This window comes from Streptomyces sp. NPDC008092 (assembly GCF_042957285.1).
Taxonomy (GTDB): domain Bacteria; phylum Actinomycetota; class Actinomycetes; order Streptomycetales; family Streptomycetaceae; genus Streptomyces.
The window spans coordinates 100,182-117,876 of the sequence record NZ_JBIBHY010000015.1 but is presented as its reverse complement, the minus strand read 5'-3'; the positions used below and the strand labels follow the sequence as shown (position 1 = coordinate 117,876).

At 72.4% G+C, this 17,695-nt stretch carries 17 protein-coding genes and 1 tRNA gene; 8 read left to right on the top strand and 10 right to left on the bottom strand.

All coding sequences use genetic code 11. The annotated features are described in order from the left end of the window. Window positions 1–30 precede the first annotated feature (30 nt). A complete protein-coding gene (locus tag ACFZB3_RS38720; protein WP_391384989.1) occupies window positions 31–1,329 on the top strand; it encodes a hypothetical protein in 1,299 nt (432 codons plus the stop codon). Window positions 1,330–1,474: 145 nt separating this feature from the next. Next, the gene (locus tag ACFZB3_RS38715) at window positions 1,475–2,647 is read left to right on the top strand and encodes an amidase domain-containing protein (protein WP_391384986.1); all 1,173 of its coding nucleotides are present in this window, start codon (window positions 1,475–1,477) and stop codon (window positions 2,645–2,647) included. Here the strand turns inward: ACFZB3_RS38715 and ACFZB3_RS38710 are convergent. Together ACFZB3_RS38710 and ACFZB3_RS38705 are read right to left on the bottom strand one after the other, a co-directional pair. Further along, window positions 2,635–3,198 carry a DUF4383 domain-containing protein gene (locus tag ACFZB3_RS38710; protein WP_391384983.1) on the bottom strand — a complete coding sequence of 188 codons (564 nt, stop codon included), beginning with the start codon at window positions 3,196–3,198 and terminating at the stop codon, window positions 2,635–2,637. The genes ACFZB3_RS38715 and ACFZB3_RS38710 overlap by 13 nt on opposite strands. A gap of 111 nt (window positions 3,199–3,309) precedes the next feature. After that, window positions 3,310–4,701, bottom strand: coding sequence for a hypothetical protein (locus tag ACFZB3_RS38705; RefSeq protein ID WP_391384978.1), 1,392 nt, complete (start codon window positions 4,699–4,701; stop codon window positions 3,310–3,312). 213 nt (window positions 4,702–4,914) lie between these two features. Here ACFZB3_RS38705 and ACFZB3_RS38700 point away from each other — a divergent pair. Further along, window positions 4,915–4,986: transfer RNA gene (locus tag ACFZB3_RS38700), tRNA-Val, on the top strand. A 47-nt stretch (window positions 4,987–5,033) separates the two neighbouring features. On the opposite strand, the gene ACFZB3_RS38695 is transcribed toward ACFZB3_RS38700, so the two are convergent. Then, window positions 5,034–5,363 carry a hypothetical protein gene (locus ACFZB3_RS38695; RefSeq protein ID WP_391384975.1) on the bottom strand — a complete coding sequence of 110 codons (330 nt, stop codon included), beginning with the start codon at window positions 5,361–5,363 and terminating at the stop codon, window positions 5,034–5,036. A gap of 87 nt (window positions 5,364–5,450) precedes the next feature. Further along, window positions 5,451–5,738 (bottom strand): hypothetical protein, encoded by a 288-nt coding sequence (locus ACFZB3_RS38690; RefSeq protein WP_391384971.1) that lies wholly within the window; start codon window positions 5,736–5,738, stop codon window positions 5,451–5,453. 144 nt (window positions 5,739–5,882) lie between these two features. Between ACFZB3_RS38690 and ACFZB3_RS38685 the strand changes: the two genes are divergently transcribed. After that, a complete protein-coding gene (locus ACFZB3_RS38685; RefSeq protein WP_391384968.1) occupies window positions 5,883–6,530 on the top strand; it encodes an isoprenylcysteine carboxylmethyltransferase family protein in 648 nt (215 codons plus the stop codon). Between the two features lie 6 nt (window positions 6,531–6,536). On the opposite strand, the gene ACFZB3_RS38680 is transcribed toward ACFZB3_RS38685, so the two are convergent. Beyond that, window positions 6,537–8,429 carry an SMI1/KNR4 family protein gene (locus ACFZB3_RS38680; protein ID WP_391384964.1) on the bottom strand — a complete coding sequence of 631 codons (1,893 nt, stop codon included), beginning with the start codon at window positions 8,427–8,429 and terminating at the stop codon, window positions 6,537–6,539. 106 nt (window positions 8,430–8,535) lie between these two features. On the opposite strand from ACFZB3_RS38680, the gene ACFZB3_RS38675 reads away from it, so the two are divergent. Next, window positions 8,536–9,123, top strand: coding sequence for a hypothetical protein (locus ACFZB3_RS38675; protein WP_391384961.1), 588 nt, complete (start codon window positions 8,536–8,538; stop codon window positions 9,121–9,123). Here the strand turns inward: ACFZB3_RS38675 and ACFZB3_RS38670 are convergent. Then, window positions 9,120–10,040, bottom strand: a complete 921-nt coding sequence (locus ACFZB3_RS38670; RefSeq protein WP_391384958.1) for a 2-dehydropantoate 2-reductase — start codon at window positions 10,038–10,040, stop codon at window positions 9,120–9,122. The two genes, ACFZB3_RS38675 and ACFZB3_RS38670, sit on opposite strands and share 4 nt — an antisense overlap. 91 nt (window positions 10,041–10,131) lie before the next feature. On the opposite strand from ACFZB3_RS38670, the gene ACFZB3_RS38665 reads away from it, so the two are divergent. Continuing rightward, on the top strand, window positions 10,132–10,362 hold the full coding sequence (locus tag ACFZB3_RS38665; RefSeq protein ID WP_391384955.1) for a DUF2277 family protein: 231 nt from the start codon (window positions 10,132–10,134) through the stop codon (window positions 10,360–10,362). Window positions 10,363–10,401: 39 nt separating this feature from the next. On the opposite strand, the gene ACFZB3_RS38660 is transcribed toward ACFZB3_RS38665, so the two are convergent. The 4 genes from ACFZB3_RS38660 to ACFZB3_RS38645 all read right to left on the bottom strand — a co-directional run bounded on the left by ACFZB3_RS38660 (window position 10,402) and on the right by ACFZB3_RS38645 (window position 15,759). Next, window positions 10,402–11,019, bottom strand: coding sequence for a VTT domain-containing protein (locus ACFZB3_RS38660; RefSeq protein ID WP_391384952.1), 618 nt, complete (start codon window positions 11,017–11,019; stop codon window positions 10,402–10,404). Window positions 11,020–11,161: 142 nt separating this feature from the next. Continuing rightward, window positions 11,162–13,111 (bottom strand): FAD/NAD(P)-binding protein, encoded by a 1,950-nt coding sequence (locus ACFZB3_RS38655; protein WP_391385547.1) that lies wholly within the window; start codon window positions 13,109–13,111, stop codon window positions 11,162–11,164. 217 nt (window positions 13,112–13,328) lie between these two features. Beyond that, the gene (locus ACFZB3_RS38650) at window positions 13,329–14,954 is read right to left on the bottom strand and encodes an alkaline phosphatase D family protein (RefSeq protein WP_391384949.1); all 1,626 of its coding nucleotides are present in this window, start codon (window positions 14,952–14,954) and stop codon (window positions 13,329–13,331) included. A 160-nt stretch (window positions 14,955–15,114) separates the two neighbouring features. Beyond that, window positions 15,115–15,759: a DUF1524 domain-containing protein gene (locus ACFZB3_RS38645; protein ID WP_391384946.1), complete on the bottom strand. Its 645-nt coding sequence runs from the start codon at window positions 15,757–15,759 to the stop codon at window positions 15,115–15,117. Between the two features lie 420 nt (window positions 15,760–16,179). Here ACFZB3_RS38645 and ACFZB3_RS38640 point away from each other — a divergent pair, with 420 nt between their 5' ends. Both ACFZB3_RS38640 and ACFZB3_RS38635 read left to right on the top strand, forming a co-directional pair. Beyond that, entirely contained in the window at window positions 16,180–16,761 is a 582-nt protein-coding gene (locus tag ACFZB3_RS38640; RefSeq protein ID WP_391384943.1) for a TMEM165/GDT1 family protein, read from the top strand. A gap of 241 nt (window positions 16,762–17,002) precedes the next feature. Next, entirely contained in the window at window positions 17,003–17,665 is a 663-nt protein-coding gene (locus tag ACFZB3_RS38635) for an HAD-IA family hydrolase (RefSeq protein WP_391384939.1), read from the top strand. Window positions 17,666–17,695 lie beyond the last annotated feature (30 nt).

The following is a 17,695-nucleotide window of genomic DNA, read 5'->3' as shown; positions in this document are numbered from 1 at the left end:
CACGCCACCCACCCGCAGAATGAGCCGAGCATGAAGCCCCGCACGAAGCCGACAACCGGCGGCCACCGCCGCAAGGCGCCCGCCCGTGACCGCCGTCCAGCCCGCCCGGAGGTCATGACCCTGGCCGCCTTCCTGGTCGTGGCCTCCCTCGTCGCGGGCTACCTGGTGCTCACCAGACAGGACGACACCGCGCCCACCGCCGCGGGGACCACCAAGGCCTCCCCGTCCGCGTCGGCCTCACCGAAGTGGGACGGCAAGACCAAGATCCTCGGCGACGGCTCGACCTCGTACACCGGGCCGCAGAAGGGCCAGTTGAAGCCCGTCAAGCTCAAGCCGGGAGAGAAGCCGCCCCAGTTCGTCGTCTTCTCCTGGGACGGCGCGCTGGAGGGCTCCGACCATCTCTTCTCGCACTACCGGGAGATGGCCAAGGAGTACAACGCCCACATGACCTTCTTCCTCACCGGCATCTACCTGCTGCCCAAGAGCAAGAAGACCCTCTACACCGGCCCGATGCACCAGCCCGGCGACGCCGCCATCGACTACGCCACCGACGAGCACATCCGCACCACCCTGGAACAGCTCCGCGAGGCCTACAACGACGGCAACGAGATCGGCACCCACTTCAACGGCCACTTCTGCGAGAAGAAAGGCGGCGGCGACTGGAGTGTCGAGCAGTGGAAGAGCGAGATCGACCAGTTCTACAAGTTCGTCGAGAACTGGAAGACCAACACCGGCTTCAAGGACATCCCCGCCCTGCCCTTCGACTTCAAGCAGGAGGTCGTCGGCGGCCGCGCCCCCTGCCTGGAGGGCCAGCCCAACCTGCTGAAAGCCCTGCAGAAGTACGGCTACAACTGGAAGTACGACGCCAGCTCCCCCGGCGACTTCCAGATCTGGCCCTCCAAGAAGGACGGCCTGTGGAACTTCCCGCTGGAGATGCTCCCCTACCCGGGCGGTGACTACCAGGGCCTCTCCATGGACTTCAACTTCCTCTACAACCAGTCCAACGGCGAGACCGACGGCGACCCCGCAAAGTACGCCGAATGGGAACAGCAGACCGTCGAGTCCTACATGGACGGCTTCAACCGCGTCTACTACGGCAGCCGCGCCCCGCTGTTCATCGGCAACCACTTCGAGGACTGGAACGGCGGCATCTACATGAAGGCCATCGACCAGGTCATCCCGAAGATATGCACCAAGAAGGGCGTCAAGTGCGTCTCCTTCAAGGAACTCTCCGACTGGATGGACGCCCAGGACCCGGCCACCCTGGCCCGGCTGCGCACCCTGGACCCCGCCCAGGCGCCGTCCGACTGGTCCGACATCGTGAAGTGAGCGTCGTACCGGCCCCTGGTGGCCGGTTCAAGTCGACGCGGCAGCAAGCGGATTCCAATCCTGCAACCCCCTTCACAGGAGTCACACACGCCGTGCGAAGATGCCGTCGCCCGGTAGAGGTGTACCGGCGTAGAGGGGAACATCATTGAAATCCAGAAAACTGAGCCGTAAGCGCAGCCGTGCGGCCATAGTCACGGCGGCGGCCGCCTCGGTCGTCGCCGGCGTCGCCCTCGTGCCCAACTGGAGCGCGGGCGCGGCCGTCGTCGACGACCCGACCGTGGACGCCGCGACCAAGGCGACCTTCCAGAAGCTGGCCGACGCGGTCTTCACCGACCGCACCCAGGCCCTCGTGCAGGGTGCCTCGCAGAAGAAGCAGACGTCCCGCTTCTCCGGCGGCGTCAAGCTCTCCAGCACCCAGTCGCGCGACGAGAACGCGGCGCTGACCCAGCTGCGCGGCCGCCAGAGCAGCATCGCCAAGGCCGGCGAGACGTACAGCGCCGGCAGCACCCAGGTCACGCTCGACGCGACCCGCGTGACCGGCCGCACCGCCAAGGCCGACGTCACCGAGACGACGACGCTGACCTACACGAAGGCCGCCAGCGGGACGCCGAAGACCACCGGCTTCCAGGCCCACCACGAGCTGACCTTCAAGGCCGACCGGCAGGGCACCTGGCAGCTGACGAACATCCAGGACACCGACGACGGCGGCCTCGCCGTCAACACGCTGTCCAAGCCCTCGGTCAAGGCGCCCGCCACCGGTGACGACGGCAACACCACGCCGAACGCCCCGCGCGCGGCCACCACGCGCAACCCCACGCCCGTGCCGAAGACCCTCACCGGCGGCACGTACGACTACAAGGCGATGGCGACCTACGCCGAGACGTACTGGAACAACTACAACACGGCCTACCCGAACTACAACAACGAGACGGCCGGCGGCGACTGCACCAACTTCGTCAGCCAGTCGCTCAAGGCCGGCGGCTGGAAGCACGTCCCGGGCTACGTCTACGACTACACGAAGTGGTTCGGCACCGCCGACATCCAGTCGGACTCGTTCGTCGGCGTCAACGAGTGGTCCTGGTTCGCCCAGAACTCCAAGCGGACCACCCCGCTCGCCAACGTCTTCCAGGCGCAGGTCGGTGACGTGATCCAGATGGACTTCGACCGGGACGGGTCGAAGGACCACACGATGATCGTCACGTACGTGGCCAACGGCATCCCGTATGTGACATACCACTCCAACAACACCTACCGCAGGTCGCTGGCGAGTCTCGTCGCGTCGTACCCGAACGCGTACTACTACGCCTACCGCACCTGATCACCGGTACCGGCACCGCCGTCGGCAGCCGTGAGGGCCCGCTGCTCCGCCTCGGGGTGGCGGGCCCGCCAGTACGGGTTGTCGTGCGGCAGGTTCGTACTGACCCTGCCGTACATCCCGAACACCATCAGCACGAGACCGACCACGAAACTGAACAGCACGTTCTGGATCTTGAAGGCCAGGAAGTCCGAATCCGTGTCCAGCAGGCCCAGGAACAGGAAGCCGTTCAGGATGAACAGCACACCGAGGACCATGTTCAGCGTGGACGCGAAGTTCCCGCCGATCACCATCCCGACGAACAGCAGCAGCCCGACACAGATCGACAGCACGCTCAGCGCGCCGTTGGTGTTCAGGCCGATCGCGGTGTTCCCGCCCGTGTCGAAGAAACCGATGTTGTTGGTCAGCCCGAGGATCCCGAAGGCCAGCAGGAACAGGCCCATCAGCCCCGCCCCGACCCGGTAGACCCGGTTCAGGCGGTGATCGACGGGCAGCGCCTCGTCGAAAATGATCCGCGGCCGCGACATCCCCGAGTGCGCCGTGTGTGAGGCCATCTCCGCCTCCCCATCTGGATTGCGGGTCGCCTCCCAATATCCGCCTGCGCCGACAGGACGGCAAACGGCCCAAGGACCACGGCTCAAGGACCGCGGCTCACGGTTTGGGGCTCACGGGTGACCCGTGCCCCGGTCCTCCCGGATCTGCGCCACCGTCCGCGCCACCGACCGCCGCACCGCCTCCGTCTCCGTCAGGAAGTGCCAGTAGTCGGGATGCCGCCCCTCCAGCGTCCCCACCGCCCGGTCCAGCCGCGCCACCGCGTCGTCCAGCGGCCGCGCGTGCCGCGGATCCGGGCTGGACCGCCCGGCCATCGCCAGCCGCTGCGCGTCCCGGATCGCGAACCGCGTCCGCTCGATCTCCGCCTGCGGATCCTTCTGCACGGCGTTCAGCCGGTTCAGCCGGTCACCGGCGGCCGACACCGCCTCGTCCGTACTGTTGAGCAGCGCCCGCGCGGTCGACAGCAGCGACGTGGCCTCCGCCCACCGCTGCCCGTCCCGCGCCGCCTGCGCCTCCCGCAGCTTCACCTCGGCCTGCCGCACGTTCTCCCCCGCCTGCTGCGGCACCTGCTGCAGATCCTGCCAGCAGGCCGCCGAGAACCGCCGCCGCAGCTCGCTCAGCACCGGGTCCACCTGCCCGGCCCTGGTCGTCAGAGCCTGCGCCCGCGTCCGCAGGCTCACCAGCCGGTGATCGATCTCCGCCGCCTGCTCCGGCAGCCGCTCCGCCTCGACCCGGATCGCCTCGGCCTCCCGCTGCACCCGCCCGGCCCGCTCCAGCGTCGCCTGCACACCGTGCTGCCCCGCACCCTGGTTGAGCCTGGTCAGCTCCGGAGCCAACGCGGCCAGCCGGGCCGCCAGCTCATCGGCTCTGAGCTGCGTCTTCCGCACCGCGTCGAGCGCGTTGCTGGCCGCCAGCAGCGCCTGCCGGGCCCGCTCCACGGCGGGCGCCAGCCGCGCCAGCTGCGTCTCGGCCTTGCCGAGCAACGGCCCGAGCGACTCCCCGAACCGGTCCAGCTCCCCCTTGACCCGCACCAGCTCGTCCTTGGCCCCGGAGATCTCCCCGCGCGCCCGCGCCGCCGCGGCGGCCTCCAGGTCGTCCCGGTCCAGGTCGTAGGCGTCGATGGCCTGGATGTACCGGTTGCTCACCTCGTCGATCCGCCGCCCCAGCGCCTCGAAGTCGGAGACGGCACGACGGGCCGCCGGCGAGTCGTCGACGGCGGAGATGGTCTCTATCGAGATCCGCAGGTCCCGCTGGGCGGTGTCCAGCTCGTAGAACGCGGTCGCCGCCGCGTCCTTGGCCGCCTGCGCCTCCGCCCGCTGACCCTCCGCCCGCCCCCCGAACCACCGCCGCGTCCCGCCACCGGCGAACGCCCCGGGCACCACCAGCACCGCCAGCAACGGCAGGCTCACCAGACCGAGAACATCCCGAAGCGGCGTGCGCCGGGCCCGTACGGGAGGCGGGTACGACTGCTCGGATACCGCCGAAGTCGCCGATGTCCCCGTCACTTCTCCCTCTCCCGTACCACGCTGCGCCCCGTGTCCTGGCGGTCGCTCCAATTCTCCCACCCGTGAAAGACGAACACACGGGCCGGTCAGTTCACGGTCAGGGCGACCGGCCGGGGACGGTTCGGGCGACCGGCCTGGGGCGGTACACGCGATCGGCCCGGATACGGGTTTGCAGGACAGCGTCCCTGGCAATGTAGGCTGTCGACTCGTCTCGGGTGCGTAGCTCAGGGGTAGAGCGCCTGCCTTACAAGCAGGATGTCGGCGGTTCGAAACCGTCCGCGCCCACGTGAACAGAGGACCCCGGCCGATCCGGCCGGGGTCCTCTGGTGTTCTCAGCCCTTCTCGTGCGCGTGCTTGAGCCGGCTTCGGGCGTCCATGCGGTCCGGTGCCGTGACCTCCGCCCAGAAGCGGTGGCCGCTGACGAACACCGCGAGTTCGTGCTCGCGGCGGCGCAGTTTCTCCACCTCGGCCTGCTCGTCCTCGGTCCAGCCCGGGGAGGCGGGGCGCTCCACCTTGCGCCAGCCGCCCTGGTCGCTGAATCCGTCCAGCGGCTCGACCGACCAGGGGAGCCGCTTCAGCAGGGCCGACAGCTCGGCCCGGACCTGATGCAGCTCCTCCTGACCGGCGAGGAGGTCACTCGGAAAGTCATAGGTCGCAGCCACGCGGCAATGGTACGCCTGTTCGATTTTAGGTGGCGAGTTTGTTCGTGGGGTTCATGCGTTCGATGCGCGGTGCCGTCGGTCACGTCGTCACGCGCCGCCCCAGAGGTCGATCACCACCACCAGGCAGCCCCCGGTGACCAGCCCCTGCACCACCGCCGTGACCCACATCCGGGCGCTCCACGCCGCCGCCGCGATGATCCCCGCACACAGGGCGAGGCCTCCCAGGCAGGCCGGTGGGACCCATGCCGCCCCGCGCGTGCCGAGCGTCAGAACGGCCAGGGCCCCGAGCAGCGCGACCGCCTCGAACACCACCATGGCCCCGGCCGCGACCACGTCCCCGGCCCACTTCACGTACCGTCTGACTCCGCCGTCCACCGCGGCAGCGTCTCCCGGAGCCCCGGACTCCGGCGGTCCCGTCCTGATACCGATACCGGACCGGGACTCGGCCGGCGGGTGGAGGTCCTCTCCATCGACCCGTGGGTGGTGGTGATCGACTCGGTGCCGGAGGAGCCTTGAGGCATGGGATCACTGCACTCGGGACTTGTCGCTCTCACCGGTGTCTGCGTCCTGGTCTTCGTCGTGGCCTGGATCGCGGGTGCTGTCTACTTCGGCCTGAAGAGACAGGCCGGTGTGCGCGGTTGGGTGCGCGGGCTGCGCCGTACGCTGCCCCGCCGGGTGCTGCTGGTCGCCGGAGCCTGGCTGTTCTCCTGGCTGGTTGGGCACACCGCCGGGTTCTGGCACCGCCTGCAGTACTGGCAGCCCGAACTCGCCCTCCTGGGCGCCCTGCTCGCCGTCACCGCCACCGCGCTGCTGCTGTGGGCCCGCTGGGTCCTGGGCACGATGTGGTCCGGCGTGCCGACGGTCCAGGAGCACCACGAACTGCGTACCGACGGGCCCTACCGGCTGGTTCGCCATCCCATCTACACCGGCCTGCTCGGACTGGTCGTCGGCGCCATGCTGGCCTGCGGCTTCGGCGTCTGGACAGCGGTCCTGGCGGTCGCCGTCCCGTGGCTGCTGAGCCGGGTACGGGCCGAGGACGCGCTCATGGCCGGCCGGTTCGGCGCCGCCTACGACGCCTACCGGGCGCGCGTCCCGGCGCTCATACCGTGGACCCGGCCGGCACGGGTCCGCCCCGGCCATGGAGAAGCGAGCGGCAGCCCGGGGTAGATCCCGCTACGGCCGGTGTGGCACGAGGCGGATGGTCAGGTAGGTCTCGCCCGGGCCCGGGGCGCGGTTCCAGGGGCGGGTGCGGAGAGTGTGCAGGCGGCCCTGGGTGAGTGCGAAGCGGGGGAGGCGGACGCCGAATTCGGTTGCGAGGGCCTCCAGGACGCGGCGCTCGTGCTGCCGGTGTTCGTCGGGGCCGTCCGGCGGGAAGCGGAGGAACTCCGGGACGGGACCCCGGTGTTCGGTCGTGGTGCCGCGGACGGTGACGCCGTACCGTTCCTCGCCGTTCTCGGCGACGGAGAGGTGGAAGAAGCCGGGGCGGTGGTCGCGGGGCGGGGCGCTCCACACCGTGACCGTGCGGGTGTCCCGGGAGGCGGCCAGGCCAGGGGAGACGAAGCGCCGTTCGTCGACGTTCCAGTACGACCGTGCCTCGAACGCGAAGCTCCAGTCGGGGCCCGCCCGGCCGACGGCGGCCAGTGCCGTGTCCGCCCATGGCGGGACGTGATCACCGGCGCGGAAGCGCATCGGGGCGCTCTGCGGCGTCGTCGGGGCGTGGAGGGCGGTGGGTTCGCCGGCGGCGGCGATGCGGGACGGCAAGTCGGCCGGTGCCACACCCTCCACGAGGACGAAGCGGTACGAGGTGCGCGAGGTGCCGGGGGTCTCGTCGGCCAGCCAGGCCAGGCCCGGGGGGTCCAGGTCGGCGGTGGGTGGCGGGGTGTCGCCGGGCTGTCCGGCGCGGGGTGTGGCGAGGAGTTCCCGGCCGCGGTCCGGTGTGATCAGCGGGCCGAGGAGCGGGTCGGCGCACAGGCCCACCGGGGCGAGGTGCTCGGGGCTGAGCGGCCGCCACTCGGGCAGGGCGGCGCGCAAGGTGTGCCAGGCCGCGTCCGTGTCGCCCCAGCGGGCCAGTTCCCGGGCCTCCTCGACGGCCCGGCCGAAGACGCCCTCGGCGGTGTAGCGGTAGGTGCCCTCCCTTATCTGCCGCAGAACCTCGTCAGCCGCTGCGCGCACCGTGTCGGAGGCACCCGGAAGCTGGTGGGCCGCCAGACCGCCGTCCCGGTGCGTGCGGGCGTGCTCGGCCGCCAGCACGGGCACGATCTCCGCGGCGTACACCGGGTCGGCCGCCAGGCCGCGGAAGGACACCAGGTACGTCTCCCCGAGCAGCCGGCGGATCTGGTCGTGCAGTCCCCGCGCGCGTGGTCTGCCGAAGGCGACGGCGTCCGACAACGTCGCCGCCGCCTGCTGGTACCTGCCGCCCAGCGCGTCGAGCCGCGCGGCCGCCACGGACGCGTCCAGGGCCCGTGTCGTCGCGTTGTCGAAGACCGGCCCGCCCTGCTCCGAGCGGCCCGCCCGCAGCTGGTGGAACTGGCGGTACATCGTCTCCATGAACGTGCGGAACGATCCGTACCGGGTGGGTACGTCCGCGTGCCACGGAGCCCACGTGTACACGGCCCACTCGCCCGCGTCGTCCACGTCCCCCGGGTCCAGCAGGACGTAGAGGGCGTCCGACTCGACGTCGAGTTGCAGTGCCCGCCCCCACATCCCGGCGAGGAGTTCGTCCTCGGGGGTGGGGGCGTCGTCCAGTTCCCCGGGGAAGTACTCGGACAGGCCCGCCGCGTCCTCGTGCCACCGGGCCTGGGCGGTGCCGGCGAGCACCCAGACGAAACCGCCCGCGTGCCGCCAGCCGTCGCTCACCGCGAGGAACGACCGGTACGACGGCGGCAGCCGGTGCCCGAGCCGCTCCTCCAGCGCCTGTATCCGCTCCTCCGGCGCGGGCGGGAACCCCAGCCAGCGCGTTCGCACCGGCTCCTCGTCCCGTGCCTGCGGGTCCCCGTCCTGCGCGTCCGCCCACTCCTGGCTCCAGCGCACCAGGAGGGACCGCCAGTCCTCGCTCGTGTCCGTCATGCCGGTGATCCTGGCAGCCGCCACTGACAACGGCCCGGCCCGCGGGCTGAGAAGCTGGGGGGCAGGATCGTGTTCCCGCCGGGCGGGAGAGCGGAGTGAGGACAGGATGAGCGGGCAGCGGCAGCCGGCGTTCGTGAAGGTGTGCGGGCTCACCCAGGAGCAGCAGGTCGACTGGGCCGTCGAGCTGGGGTACGACGCCGTGGGGATCGTCGTGACGCCGAAGAGCAAGCGGTACTGCCCGCCGGAACGGGCCGTGGCGCTGGCCGGATACGCCCGGGGGCGGATCCCGGTCTTCGCGGTGGCCCTGACCCTCGCCGAGACGGCGGCCGTCGCCGGGCACGTCGACGTCATCCAGATCTACGAGCCGGCCGACATCCCGAACCTCGCCCTCGCCTCCGGCACCCCGCCCGAGAGGCCGGAGGCGCTGCGGTACTTCTTCTACGACGCCAGCGCGGGCAGCGGCGTGTTCGCGGACATCCCCGGCTGGGTCGGCGAGGTGCCGGGGAAGGTGGTGATCGCCGGCGGTCTCGACGAGCACAACGTGGCCGGTGTCATCGAGGAGTTCGGGCCCTACGGCGTAGACGTCTCCAGCAGCGTCGAGACCGCGCCGGGGGTCAAGAGCCGCGAGAAGATGGCCGCCTTCGTCGCCGCCGCCCGCACCCCCGGACGCGCTCCCGGGCGCGGCAGCCGCTAGCGGCCGGCCTCGCGCAGCTCCCTGACGATGCGGGCCGTCACCGGTACGGGGACGCAGTGCCGGTCCGCCGCGCGCAGCAACGCGCCCCCGATCGCGTCGAGTTCGAGGGGGCGGCCGGTCTCCGCGTCACGCTGCATCGAGGACTTGGTGGCGGGCGGGAAGGCGTCGTACCGGGCCAGGGCCTGGGCCGGGTCGACGGGGGCGCCGCAGGCGCGGCTGACGGCTGCCGTCTCCGCCACGAGGGAGGCCAGTTCCTCGCGGTGCCGGGTGCGGGCCTCGCCGAGGGGGAGGGCGTAGCGGGTGGTGAGGAGGGCGAACGGGGCGAGGAACGCCATCTTCGCCCAGAGGGCGGTGGTCTCGTCGTCCAGGACGCGGGTGGCCGGGCCGGCCGCGGTCAGGGCTTCGGCCAGGGTTTCCAGGCGGGGGCGGGGGACCTTGGCGCCGGTGAGGTCGATCTCCGCGAAGGGGCTGGTGTGTTCGATCACGCCGGGGGCCGTGCGGGTCGACTCGACGCGGATCACGGACGGGGCCACGCGGTCGGGGGCGTAGCGGGCGCGCAGCAGCGCGGGGTGTTCCACGCCGTTCAGGAACGGGACGAGGAGGGCGTCGCCGAGGGCCGTGGGCGGGATCCGGGTGAGGGCCGCGTCCAGGGCGGTGGCCTTGACGGCGACCAGGCAGGCGTCGACGGGTTCGCGGAGGACGGTGTCGGCGTCGACGGGGGCCGTGACGTCGCCGAACCGGGCGCTGCGGACCTGGATTCCGTCGGTACGGAGCGTGTGTGCCGTCTCCTCGCCCGCGAGGCAGAGGACGCGGTGGCCGGCGCGGGAGAGCAGGGCGGCGAGCAGTCCGCCGACGCCGCCGGGGCCGAGAACGGCGACGGTGAGGCGGGGGATCGGTGCGTTCGGGGTGTTCGGCATGGAGTTGTCCTCTCGTCGGTCGGCCCCGGGAGCGGTGGCCGCCTCTGGAAGATCCTCGCAGGAAGGGAGGGGTCTGCGGGAGACTGGGGACATGTGCCGGAGCATCAAGACCCTGCGTCCGCCTCAGCTGGCCGAGGAGGCCACCGAGGAGGAGATCCGAGCTGCCGCGTTGCAGTACGTGCGGAAGGTGTCCGGGTTCCGGGCGCCGGCCGCGCACAACCGGGAGGTGTTCGAGCGGGCGGTGGACGCGGTCGCGGAGGCCACCGCCGCGTTGCTGGGGGGACTGGAGGTGCGGGGGCAGTCGGCTGTGGGCGGGGGTTGAGGCGGTGACGGGAGAGACGGTGACGAGGGGCGGTGCGGGTTACGCCGGCCGGCGTCTTCGCATCAGGTACCCCGCGCCCGCGCCCGCGCCGAACAGCGCCGCCACCGACACCGCCGTCGCCATCCAGGTCGCGCCCAGCCACTGGGCGCCCAGCCAGCCGAGGGCGACGCTGTAGACCGCCCAGGTCAGGCCGGCCAGGGCGGACCAGGGGAGGAAGTCGCGGACGCTGCGGTGGGTCGCGCCGGCACCCAGGGAGACGATCGAGCGGCCGGCCGGGGCGAAACGGGCCAGGACGACCAGCGCGCCGCCGCCGCGGGACAGGGCCTCGCCGAGACGTTCCTGCGCGCTGCTCAGCCGTCGCGAGCGGGCGATCGCGCGGTCCAGGCGGGCTCCGCCGCGCCGGGCCAGCCGGAAGGCGAACAGGTCGCCGAGGACCGACGCGGTGGCCGCGCAGAGGGTCAGCGCCAGGATGTCCGGCAGGGCGTGCGGCGGGACCTGTCCGGCCGACGCGCCGGTACCCGCCGCCGCTGCGGTGGCCGCGGTGATGACCAGCACCCCGCTCGGCAGGACCGGCAGGAACACATCAAGCAGCACGGAGAGGGCCACCATGGCGTATATCCAGGGCCCGGCCTCCAGCGACCCCATGCTTTCCCACACGACGGTTCCCCCGTGATTGTCCTGTTGCGCCCCCCGACGACAGCCATACAGCGTACGCGGGGGGTGTGACAGGAGTGTCACGGGGGGCTCGTATGTTCGGCAAAGGGTTATCGGAGAACGGTCATGCGTGTGCCATGCGGCGTCATACGCCGACCGGCGTGTACCGGTCGGCGGCGGTCGGCCGTTCCGGGGCCGGCGGCTCCGTCCGCGGTTCCGCTCCGGCGGCCGCCGCCGTCCGCAGCACCGCCCGCGCTATCGCGTCCGCGTCCGACAGGGTCACCGAGTCCACGCCCGGCCGGGCTCCCGCCGCGGTCACCCAGTGCACGCCCTCGGTGGGTACCCCGAAGGCGAACCGGCGCGGGTGCGGGCGGCCGTGGCGGTCGAGGAGGCGGTACGGGCGCGGTGTGACGTCGACGCCGCCGGTCTCGTGGCCGTCCACCACGTGCGGGCGGCACGCGCCCGCCCGGAGCAGGCCGGCCAGCAGATCGTCGGCGGTCCGGCGCAGGTCGGGCTCCGGGAGACGGGCCTCGACGACGGTGGTCACGCGGACCTCCGAACCGGGGACCGCGGGGGAGCGGGCCACCCAGGCGCCGCCCGCGCCGTCCCCGCCGCCCGCGCCGCCCGTGTGGTCCAGGTCCACCTCCACCCCGGGGCCGAGCACCTCCACCACGCCCGCCGCCAGCAGCGCGGCCAGCTCCTCGATACGGCGGCGGGGCGGGCCGATGGACAGGAACGCGTTCAGCGGGGTGTACCAGCCGTCCAGGTGGGCCCGCCGGGAGGCGCCGGCCAGGCCGCCGTGGTCGACGATCAGCCGTATCTCGTTGCGCAGGTCGCGCAGCACGTCCAGGGCCGCCTTGAGCGGGCCGCGCACGTTGCCGAGGGCGGCCTGTGCCGCGTCCGCGCGCAGATACCCCAGCAGCCAGGCCCGCCACTGCGCCGGATCGGCGAACTTCCGTTCCCCGTAGGGACGCTGGAGGCGTTCCCAGGACCAGCGGTCCGGCTCCGGCACGCCGTGGGCGTCGAGTACGGCGCTCTCCGCGGGCCGGCCGTCGGCCGCGAGGAAGCGCGCGGTGAGCTCCGGGTCGCCGGTCAGGACGGCGTAGTAGACCGTCTCCACCTCCTTCGCGACCAGCGGCCAGATCTCCGCGAGGAAGTCGGGCGCGGCGCCGGAGTCCGCGCGTTCGCGGAAGCCCGCGATCACCTCGGGGGTGAGCAGGCGCGGGCTGTGGCGGCCGTACGGGCCCTTCGCGTTGTCGCCGCGTGCCTGGTAGGGGACGCCGCGCCGGGAGCCCGCGTACAGGCGGGGTTCGCGGCCGGAGGGGGTGTAGCGCAGGGAGCCGTCCGGGGTGCGGGTGAAGCGGCCGCCCCGGCCGGTGGTCAGCAGGGCGAGGTGGTCGAAGAAGTTGAGGCCGAGGCCGCGCAGCAGCACCGGTTCGCCGGGTGCGAGCGGGGTGAGGTCGACGTCGGCCGGGTTGGCGGGCGGGACGTACCGGAGGCCGTGCCGGGCGGCGTGGGCGGAGAGCCGGCGTTCCGCGGCGAACGGCGTCGCTGGGAGGTGCCCCTGGGCCAGCACCACCGCCGCCAGGCCGGGCAGGGTGCGGCCGTCGTCGAGAGTGAGCGTCTGGTGACGGCCGTCGGGGTCGTCGTCGAGCCGTACGGCGCGGGTGCGGTGGGTCTCGACGCGGACGGCCGCCGGTGCCCGGGCGACCGTCCGCGCGAACACCCACTCCAGGTAGCGGCCGTAGTGGGCGCGGGTCGGGTAGTCGTCGGGGCCCAGCCCGTCGCCGCCGGTACCGGCCGTGGCGCCCGTACCGGCCGCCCATGTGTGCAGGCTGGGGCCGGGCCGGACGGGGCCCGCGCAGGCCACGCTGTCGTCGGTGAACAGGGTGACCTGGCTGGCCACGGTGTTCATCAGCAGTTCCGCCGACTGCGTCGTACGCCAGACCCTGCCGGGGCCCGGTGCGGCCGGGTCGATCACGTGGACGGTGAGACGCCGTCCCGGGGGCAGCAGTTCGGGGGCGGAGGCGCAGAGGCGTTCCAGGACGCTGGTGCCGCGCGGGCCGGCGCCGACCAGGGCGACGGAGACCGGCACGGACTCGTGGACCGGTTCCTGGAAGGACTCCTGGACGGACTTCTGGGGGGACTCCTGGGGGGAGGAGGACAACGACGTGACTCCCGGGCGAGTGGGGGCGCAGGGCGGTGACACCGTCCGCACGGGATCAGGAAGCGGACGGTCCGCCTCATCATGCCGTCGCGGTCAACGGATGCCAACGCGCGCCCCACACCCCACAGTTGTCACAAAGCTGTGCTCATCGGGTGGTGAGGACGGACTCCGTCACGGTCGTGAGGGTCCCGTCCCGCCGGGCCCGTTCCAGCCGCAGCCGGGCCGAACGGCCGTGCAGCGTCAGCGTCATGAGCTGGTTGCCGAACCACGGCCCGCCCCTCTTCCGCCACGTCACCGGCGGCCGCGCGCACCGCCCGTGCCGGGTCAGCCGCCGTCCGAGGAACCGGGCCAGGGCGCTCCAGCCGAACCGGAAGCCGGCCCGGATCGTCGGCGGCACGGAGTTGTGGACGGGGGAGCAGGTGAGTTGCAGCACCCGGGAGTCGGGCGCGGTCCCGGCGGGCCACGCGGGCTCGGCGACGTAGGCGTGATGGACGTCTCCGGAGAGTACGCAGACGGAGGCGGGCGCCCCGGGCCCGGAGCCGGTGCGGGCGAACAGGCCGGCCAGTTCGGCGAAGGAGGCGGGGAAGGCCGCCCAGTGCTCCAGGTCGGCCGCGCGGCGCAGCCGTTCCCCGAACTCCGCCCAGCGGGGCCCGCGTTCGCCCCGGCACAGGGCCGCGTCCCAGGTCTCGACGTCGTGTATGAGATGCGGGAGCAGCCAGGGCAGCGAGGTGCCGACGAGGAGATGGTCGTACGACTCCCGGTCGGCCAGGGCCTGTTCGCGCAGCCACGCGGCCTCGCCGGGGTCGAGCATGGCGCGGTTCCGCTCGTCCAGGACCCGGGCCGCCCGGGTGTCCACCATCAGCAGCCGCACCCGCCCGAAGTCCCGCCGGTAACTCCACCGCACGGCGGCCGGATCGGCGTCGGCCCCGGCGGCGAAGGCGCGCAGCTCGTCCGTGCCGTCCGGTGCGTCGCACACGGCCGCGTACAGCGGGTCGGCGGCCAGTTCGACCGGGGAGAGGTTGCCCAGGTGCTGGTGGACCCAGTACGACATCAGCCCGCTCAGCAGCCGCTCCTGCCACCAGGGCGTGGCGCGCAGGTCGGCCAGCCAGGCCGCGGAGGTGTTCCAGTCGTCGATGACGTCGTGGTCGTCGAAGATCATGCAACTGGGCACGGTGGAGAGCAGCCAGCGCACCTCCGGGTCGAGCCAGGACTCGTAGTAGAGGCGGGTGTACTCCTCGTAGTCCGCGACCTCGGCGCCGGGCGGGTCCGCGAGGTCGCGGCGGGCGGCCAGCCAGCGCCGGGTCGCCGCCGAGGTCTCGTCGGCGTACACCTGGTCGCCCAGCAGCAGGAGGACGTCCGGCCGTTCGCCACCGGCGGCGATGCGGGCGGCGAGGCTGTCGAGGGCGTCGGGGCCGACCGGGTCGTGGCCGTCGGCGGGCGGAGCGGCCCAGCGGCAGGAGCCGAAGACGACGCGGAGGGCGTCGCCGGCGGCCGGGGCGCGGATCACCGGGGGCGGGAACGGGGAGCCGGGCGACGGCCACACGTGCGCGCCGTCCAGGAGGACGTCGTACGACGGCGAGGTGCCCGGGGTCAGCCCGGTGACCGGGACGAGGGCGTAGTGGTGACCGGCCACCTGGAAGGTGCGCGCGGTGCCGCCGGCGCCGTCCGAGCAGCGCACCTCGGCGGTGCACGGACGGCTCGCCTCGACCCAGACGGTCGCCGACGAGCCGTCGGTGTACCTCAGCAGCGGTCCCAGGCGCAGTCCGGCCACGATCGCCCCGCCCTCTTCCTCGGTCGGTTCGCCTCTGTCGCCCCGTACGGTACGGAACGACGGAGGACGGCGGGGAGGTTCCGACGCGGGAAAGGGGGCCGGAAAGCGGGCGGTGCGTGGCCGGAACGCGGGGAGCGGGACGCCGCGGCGGCCGGCCGGTTCAGCAGGCGGAGAGGTAGCTGGTGAGCGCGCTCTTCTCGGCGGAGTCCACGGAGAGGCCGTAGTAGTACTTCACCTGCACCCAGGCGCGGACGTAGGTGCAGCGGTAGGAGGTGAGGGACGGCATCCACGTGGCCGGGTCCTGGTCGCCCTTGGACTGGTTCACGTTGTCCGTGACGGCGAGGAGCTGCGGGCGGGTGACGTCGTTGGCGAAGGCCTCGCGCTGGGCGGTGGTCCAGTTGCGGGCACCGGAGTCCCAGGCCTCGGCCAGCGGCACGAGGTGGTCGATGTCGACGTCGGAGGCGGCGGTCCAGGTGGCGCCGTCGTACGGGGAGTACCAGGAGCCGCTGGTGGCGGTGCAGGCGGAGTTGGTGACGACGTTCGTACCGTCGCGCTTGAGGATCCACTCACGGGTGTTGCAGGTGCCGCTGATGGTGTCCCAGGTCGGGAACAGGTCGCGCGCGTAGCCGGTCCTGACCTCGGTCGCCACGGTGAGGGAGGCGAGGTAGGTGCGGGCGGTGGACGCGCTGACCGGGGTGGGGAGGGCGGCGGAAGCGGTCGGGGAGTTGAACAGGGCGGCGGAGGCTATGAGTCCGGTGAAGGCCGCGAGTATGCTGAGGCGTCGACGCGCGTAGAACTTCGGCATGCGAACTCCCTTGTGGGGTGGGGGTGTTGGAGCGCGAGCGAGGGAATGCTCGCGCTGCCGTGTTGCCGATGGGTGAGCGTTCGGTAAGAAACTAGTGACGTGTTCATGACACGACAAGGTGTGCGACGTGACTCACAGGTGGGGGCACCGGCCTTGGGATCGGTGGCGTGGTCACGTAGTCTTGACGGCGTTGAAGGGGAGTAGCTCTTCGCCGGACCGTCGACATACTGCTCAGCTCGTCTGAGCCGGCGCCCGGAGGCGGACCTCGGCCATCTCGGTCATGAGGCCGCCAGCGAGACCTTCGGCAAGCAGTGCACGCCCGTGCCGTACGGCACGGGTGACCGTGTGCGCTGCCGTGCCGAGGTGCTCGTCCGCGAAGTGCGGTGTTCTCGGTGGGGTGGCCCGACCGATTGAGGACCCTTGATCAGCATCACCGTGACGGCGATCGTCTTCGGCGTCATCTTCCTCGCCGAACTCCCCGACAAGACCGCGCTCGCCGGTCTCGTCCTGGGCACGCGCTACCGGGCGTCGTACGTCTTCGCCGGTGTCGCCGCCGCCTTCCTCCTGCACGTCGTGCTCGCCGTCGCGGCCGGCAGCGTCCTGACCCTGCTCCCGCAGCAGATCGTGCACGCGCTGACCGGCGTGCTCTTCCTCGGCGGCGCGGCCGTGCTCCTGATGAAGAAGGACGAGGAGGACGAGGAGATCCGCAAGCCGGCCGACCAGTCCTTCTGGAAGGTCGCCGGCACCGGGTTCATGCTCATCCTGGTCGCCGAGTTCGGGGACCTCACGCAGATCATGACGGCGAACCTCGCGGCGCGCTACGACGACCCGATCTCCGTCGGCCTCGGTGCCGTGCTCGGCCTGTGGGCGGTGGCCGGGCTCGGCATCGTCGGCGGCAAGGCGCTCATGAAGAAGGTGCCGCTGCGGCTGATCACGCAGATCGCGGCGGTGCTGATGCTGGCGCTGGGCGTGTGGAGCCTCTGGGAGGCGGTCGCGGCCTGACCGGGTCGCGCTCTCGGCCGCTGCGGGCCGCTCCGGGCCGTTCCGGGGTCACTCCGGGCCGCTCCCGTTCGCCCGCGTGAGCTGAAGAGTGGGTGAACGGTCGGCGAAGGAGGTGGCGGGATCGGCCCTCTGTTTTGTACCGTGGAGGAACAAAGTGGCTCCCGTCCGTTTTCCCTGACCGGCGGACGGGGCCGCCTTGTTCTTCCCGGCCTGCTTTCGGCCTGTGTATAGGAGCTGCCCGATGACGGCCACCGTCCTCACCGCCCGCGCCCTCCTGCTCGACATGGACGGCACCCTCGTCAACTCCGACGCCGTCGTCGAGCGCATCTGGCGGCGCTGGTCCGAGCGGCACGGGCTGGACGGCGACGAGGTCATGAAGGTGGTGCACGGGCGCCAGGGCCATGCGTCCATGGCCGTGCTGCTGCCGGACCGGCCGATGAAGCAGAACCTCGCGGACAACGCGCGCATGCTGGCGGAGGAGACGGCCGACGTGGAGGGCGTGGTGGAGGTCCCCGGCGCCGCGGCCTTCCTCGCCTCCCTCCAGGGGCTGCCGCACGCGCTGGTGACCTCGGCGGACGTGGCGCTGTCCACGGTACGGATGGCTGCCGCCGGGCTGCCGCTGCCCGCGGTGCGGGTGACCGCGGAGTCGGTGGGCGCCAGCAAGCCGGACCCCGAGGGCTTTCTGAAGGGGGCGGCGGAGCTGGGGGTCGCTCCGGCGGACTGCGTGGTGTTCGAGGACTCGGGCGCGGGGATCGCGGCGGGGCGGGCGGCGGGGATGCGGGTCGTCGGCGTCGGGGCGCGGGCCGGGGTGCACGGGCCGGATGCGGTGGTGCGGGACCTGACGGGGGTGCGGGTGGAGGCAGTGGGGGACGGGTGGCTTCGGGTGACCGTCGGCGGAGCCTGAGGCCGGGGGTAGGGACGCTCACCGGCGCTT

Coding starts and splice junctions, on each gene's coding strand:
- ACFZB3_RS38720 (WP_391384989.1), top strand. CDS start 31: ATGAAGCCCCGCACGAAGCCGACAACCGGCGGCCACCGCCGCAAGGCG.
- ACFZB3_RS38710 (WP_391384983.1), bottom strand. CDS start 3,198: ATGGCCTCACACACGGCGCACTCGGGGATGTCGCGGCCGCGGATCATT.
- ACFZB3_RS38685 (WP_391384968.1), top strand. CDS start 5,883: ATGGGATCACTGCACTCGGGACTTGTCGCTCTCACCGGTGTCTGCGTC.
- ACFZB3_RS38680 (WP_391384964.1), bottom strand. CDS start 8,429: ATGACGGACACGAGCGAGGACTGGCGGTCCCTCCTGGTGCGCTGGAGC.
- ACFZB3_RS38675 (WP_391384961.1), top strand. CDS start 8,536: ATGAGCGGGCAGCGGCAGCCGGCGTTCGTGAAGGTGTGCGGGCTCACC.
- ACFZB3_RS38670 (WP_391384958.1), bottom strand. CDS start 10,040: ATGCCGAACACCCCGAACGCACCGATCCCCCGCCTCACCGTCGCCGTT.
- ACFZB3_RS38665 (WP_391384955.1), top strand. CDS start 10,132: ATGTGCCGGAGCATCAAGACCCTGCGTCCGCCTCAGCTGGCCGAGGAG.
- ACFZB3_RS38645 (WP_391384946.1), bottom strand. CDS start 15,759: ATGCCGAAGTTCTACGCGCGTCGACGCCTCAGCATACTCGCGGCCTTC.
- ACFZB3_RS38635 (WP_391384939.1), top strand. CDS start 17,003: ATGACGGCCACCGTCCTCACCGCCCGCGCCCTCCTGCTCGACATGGAC.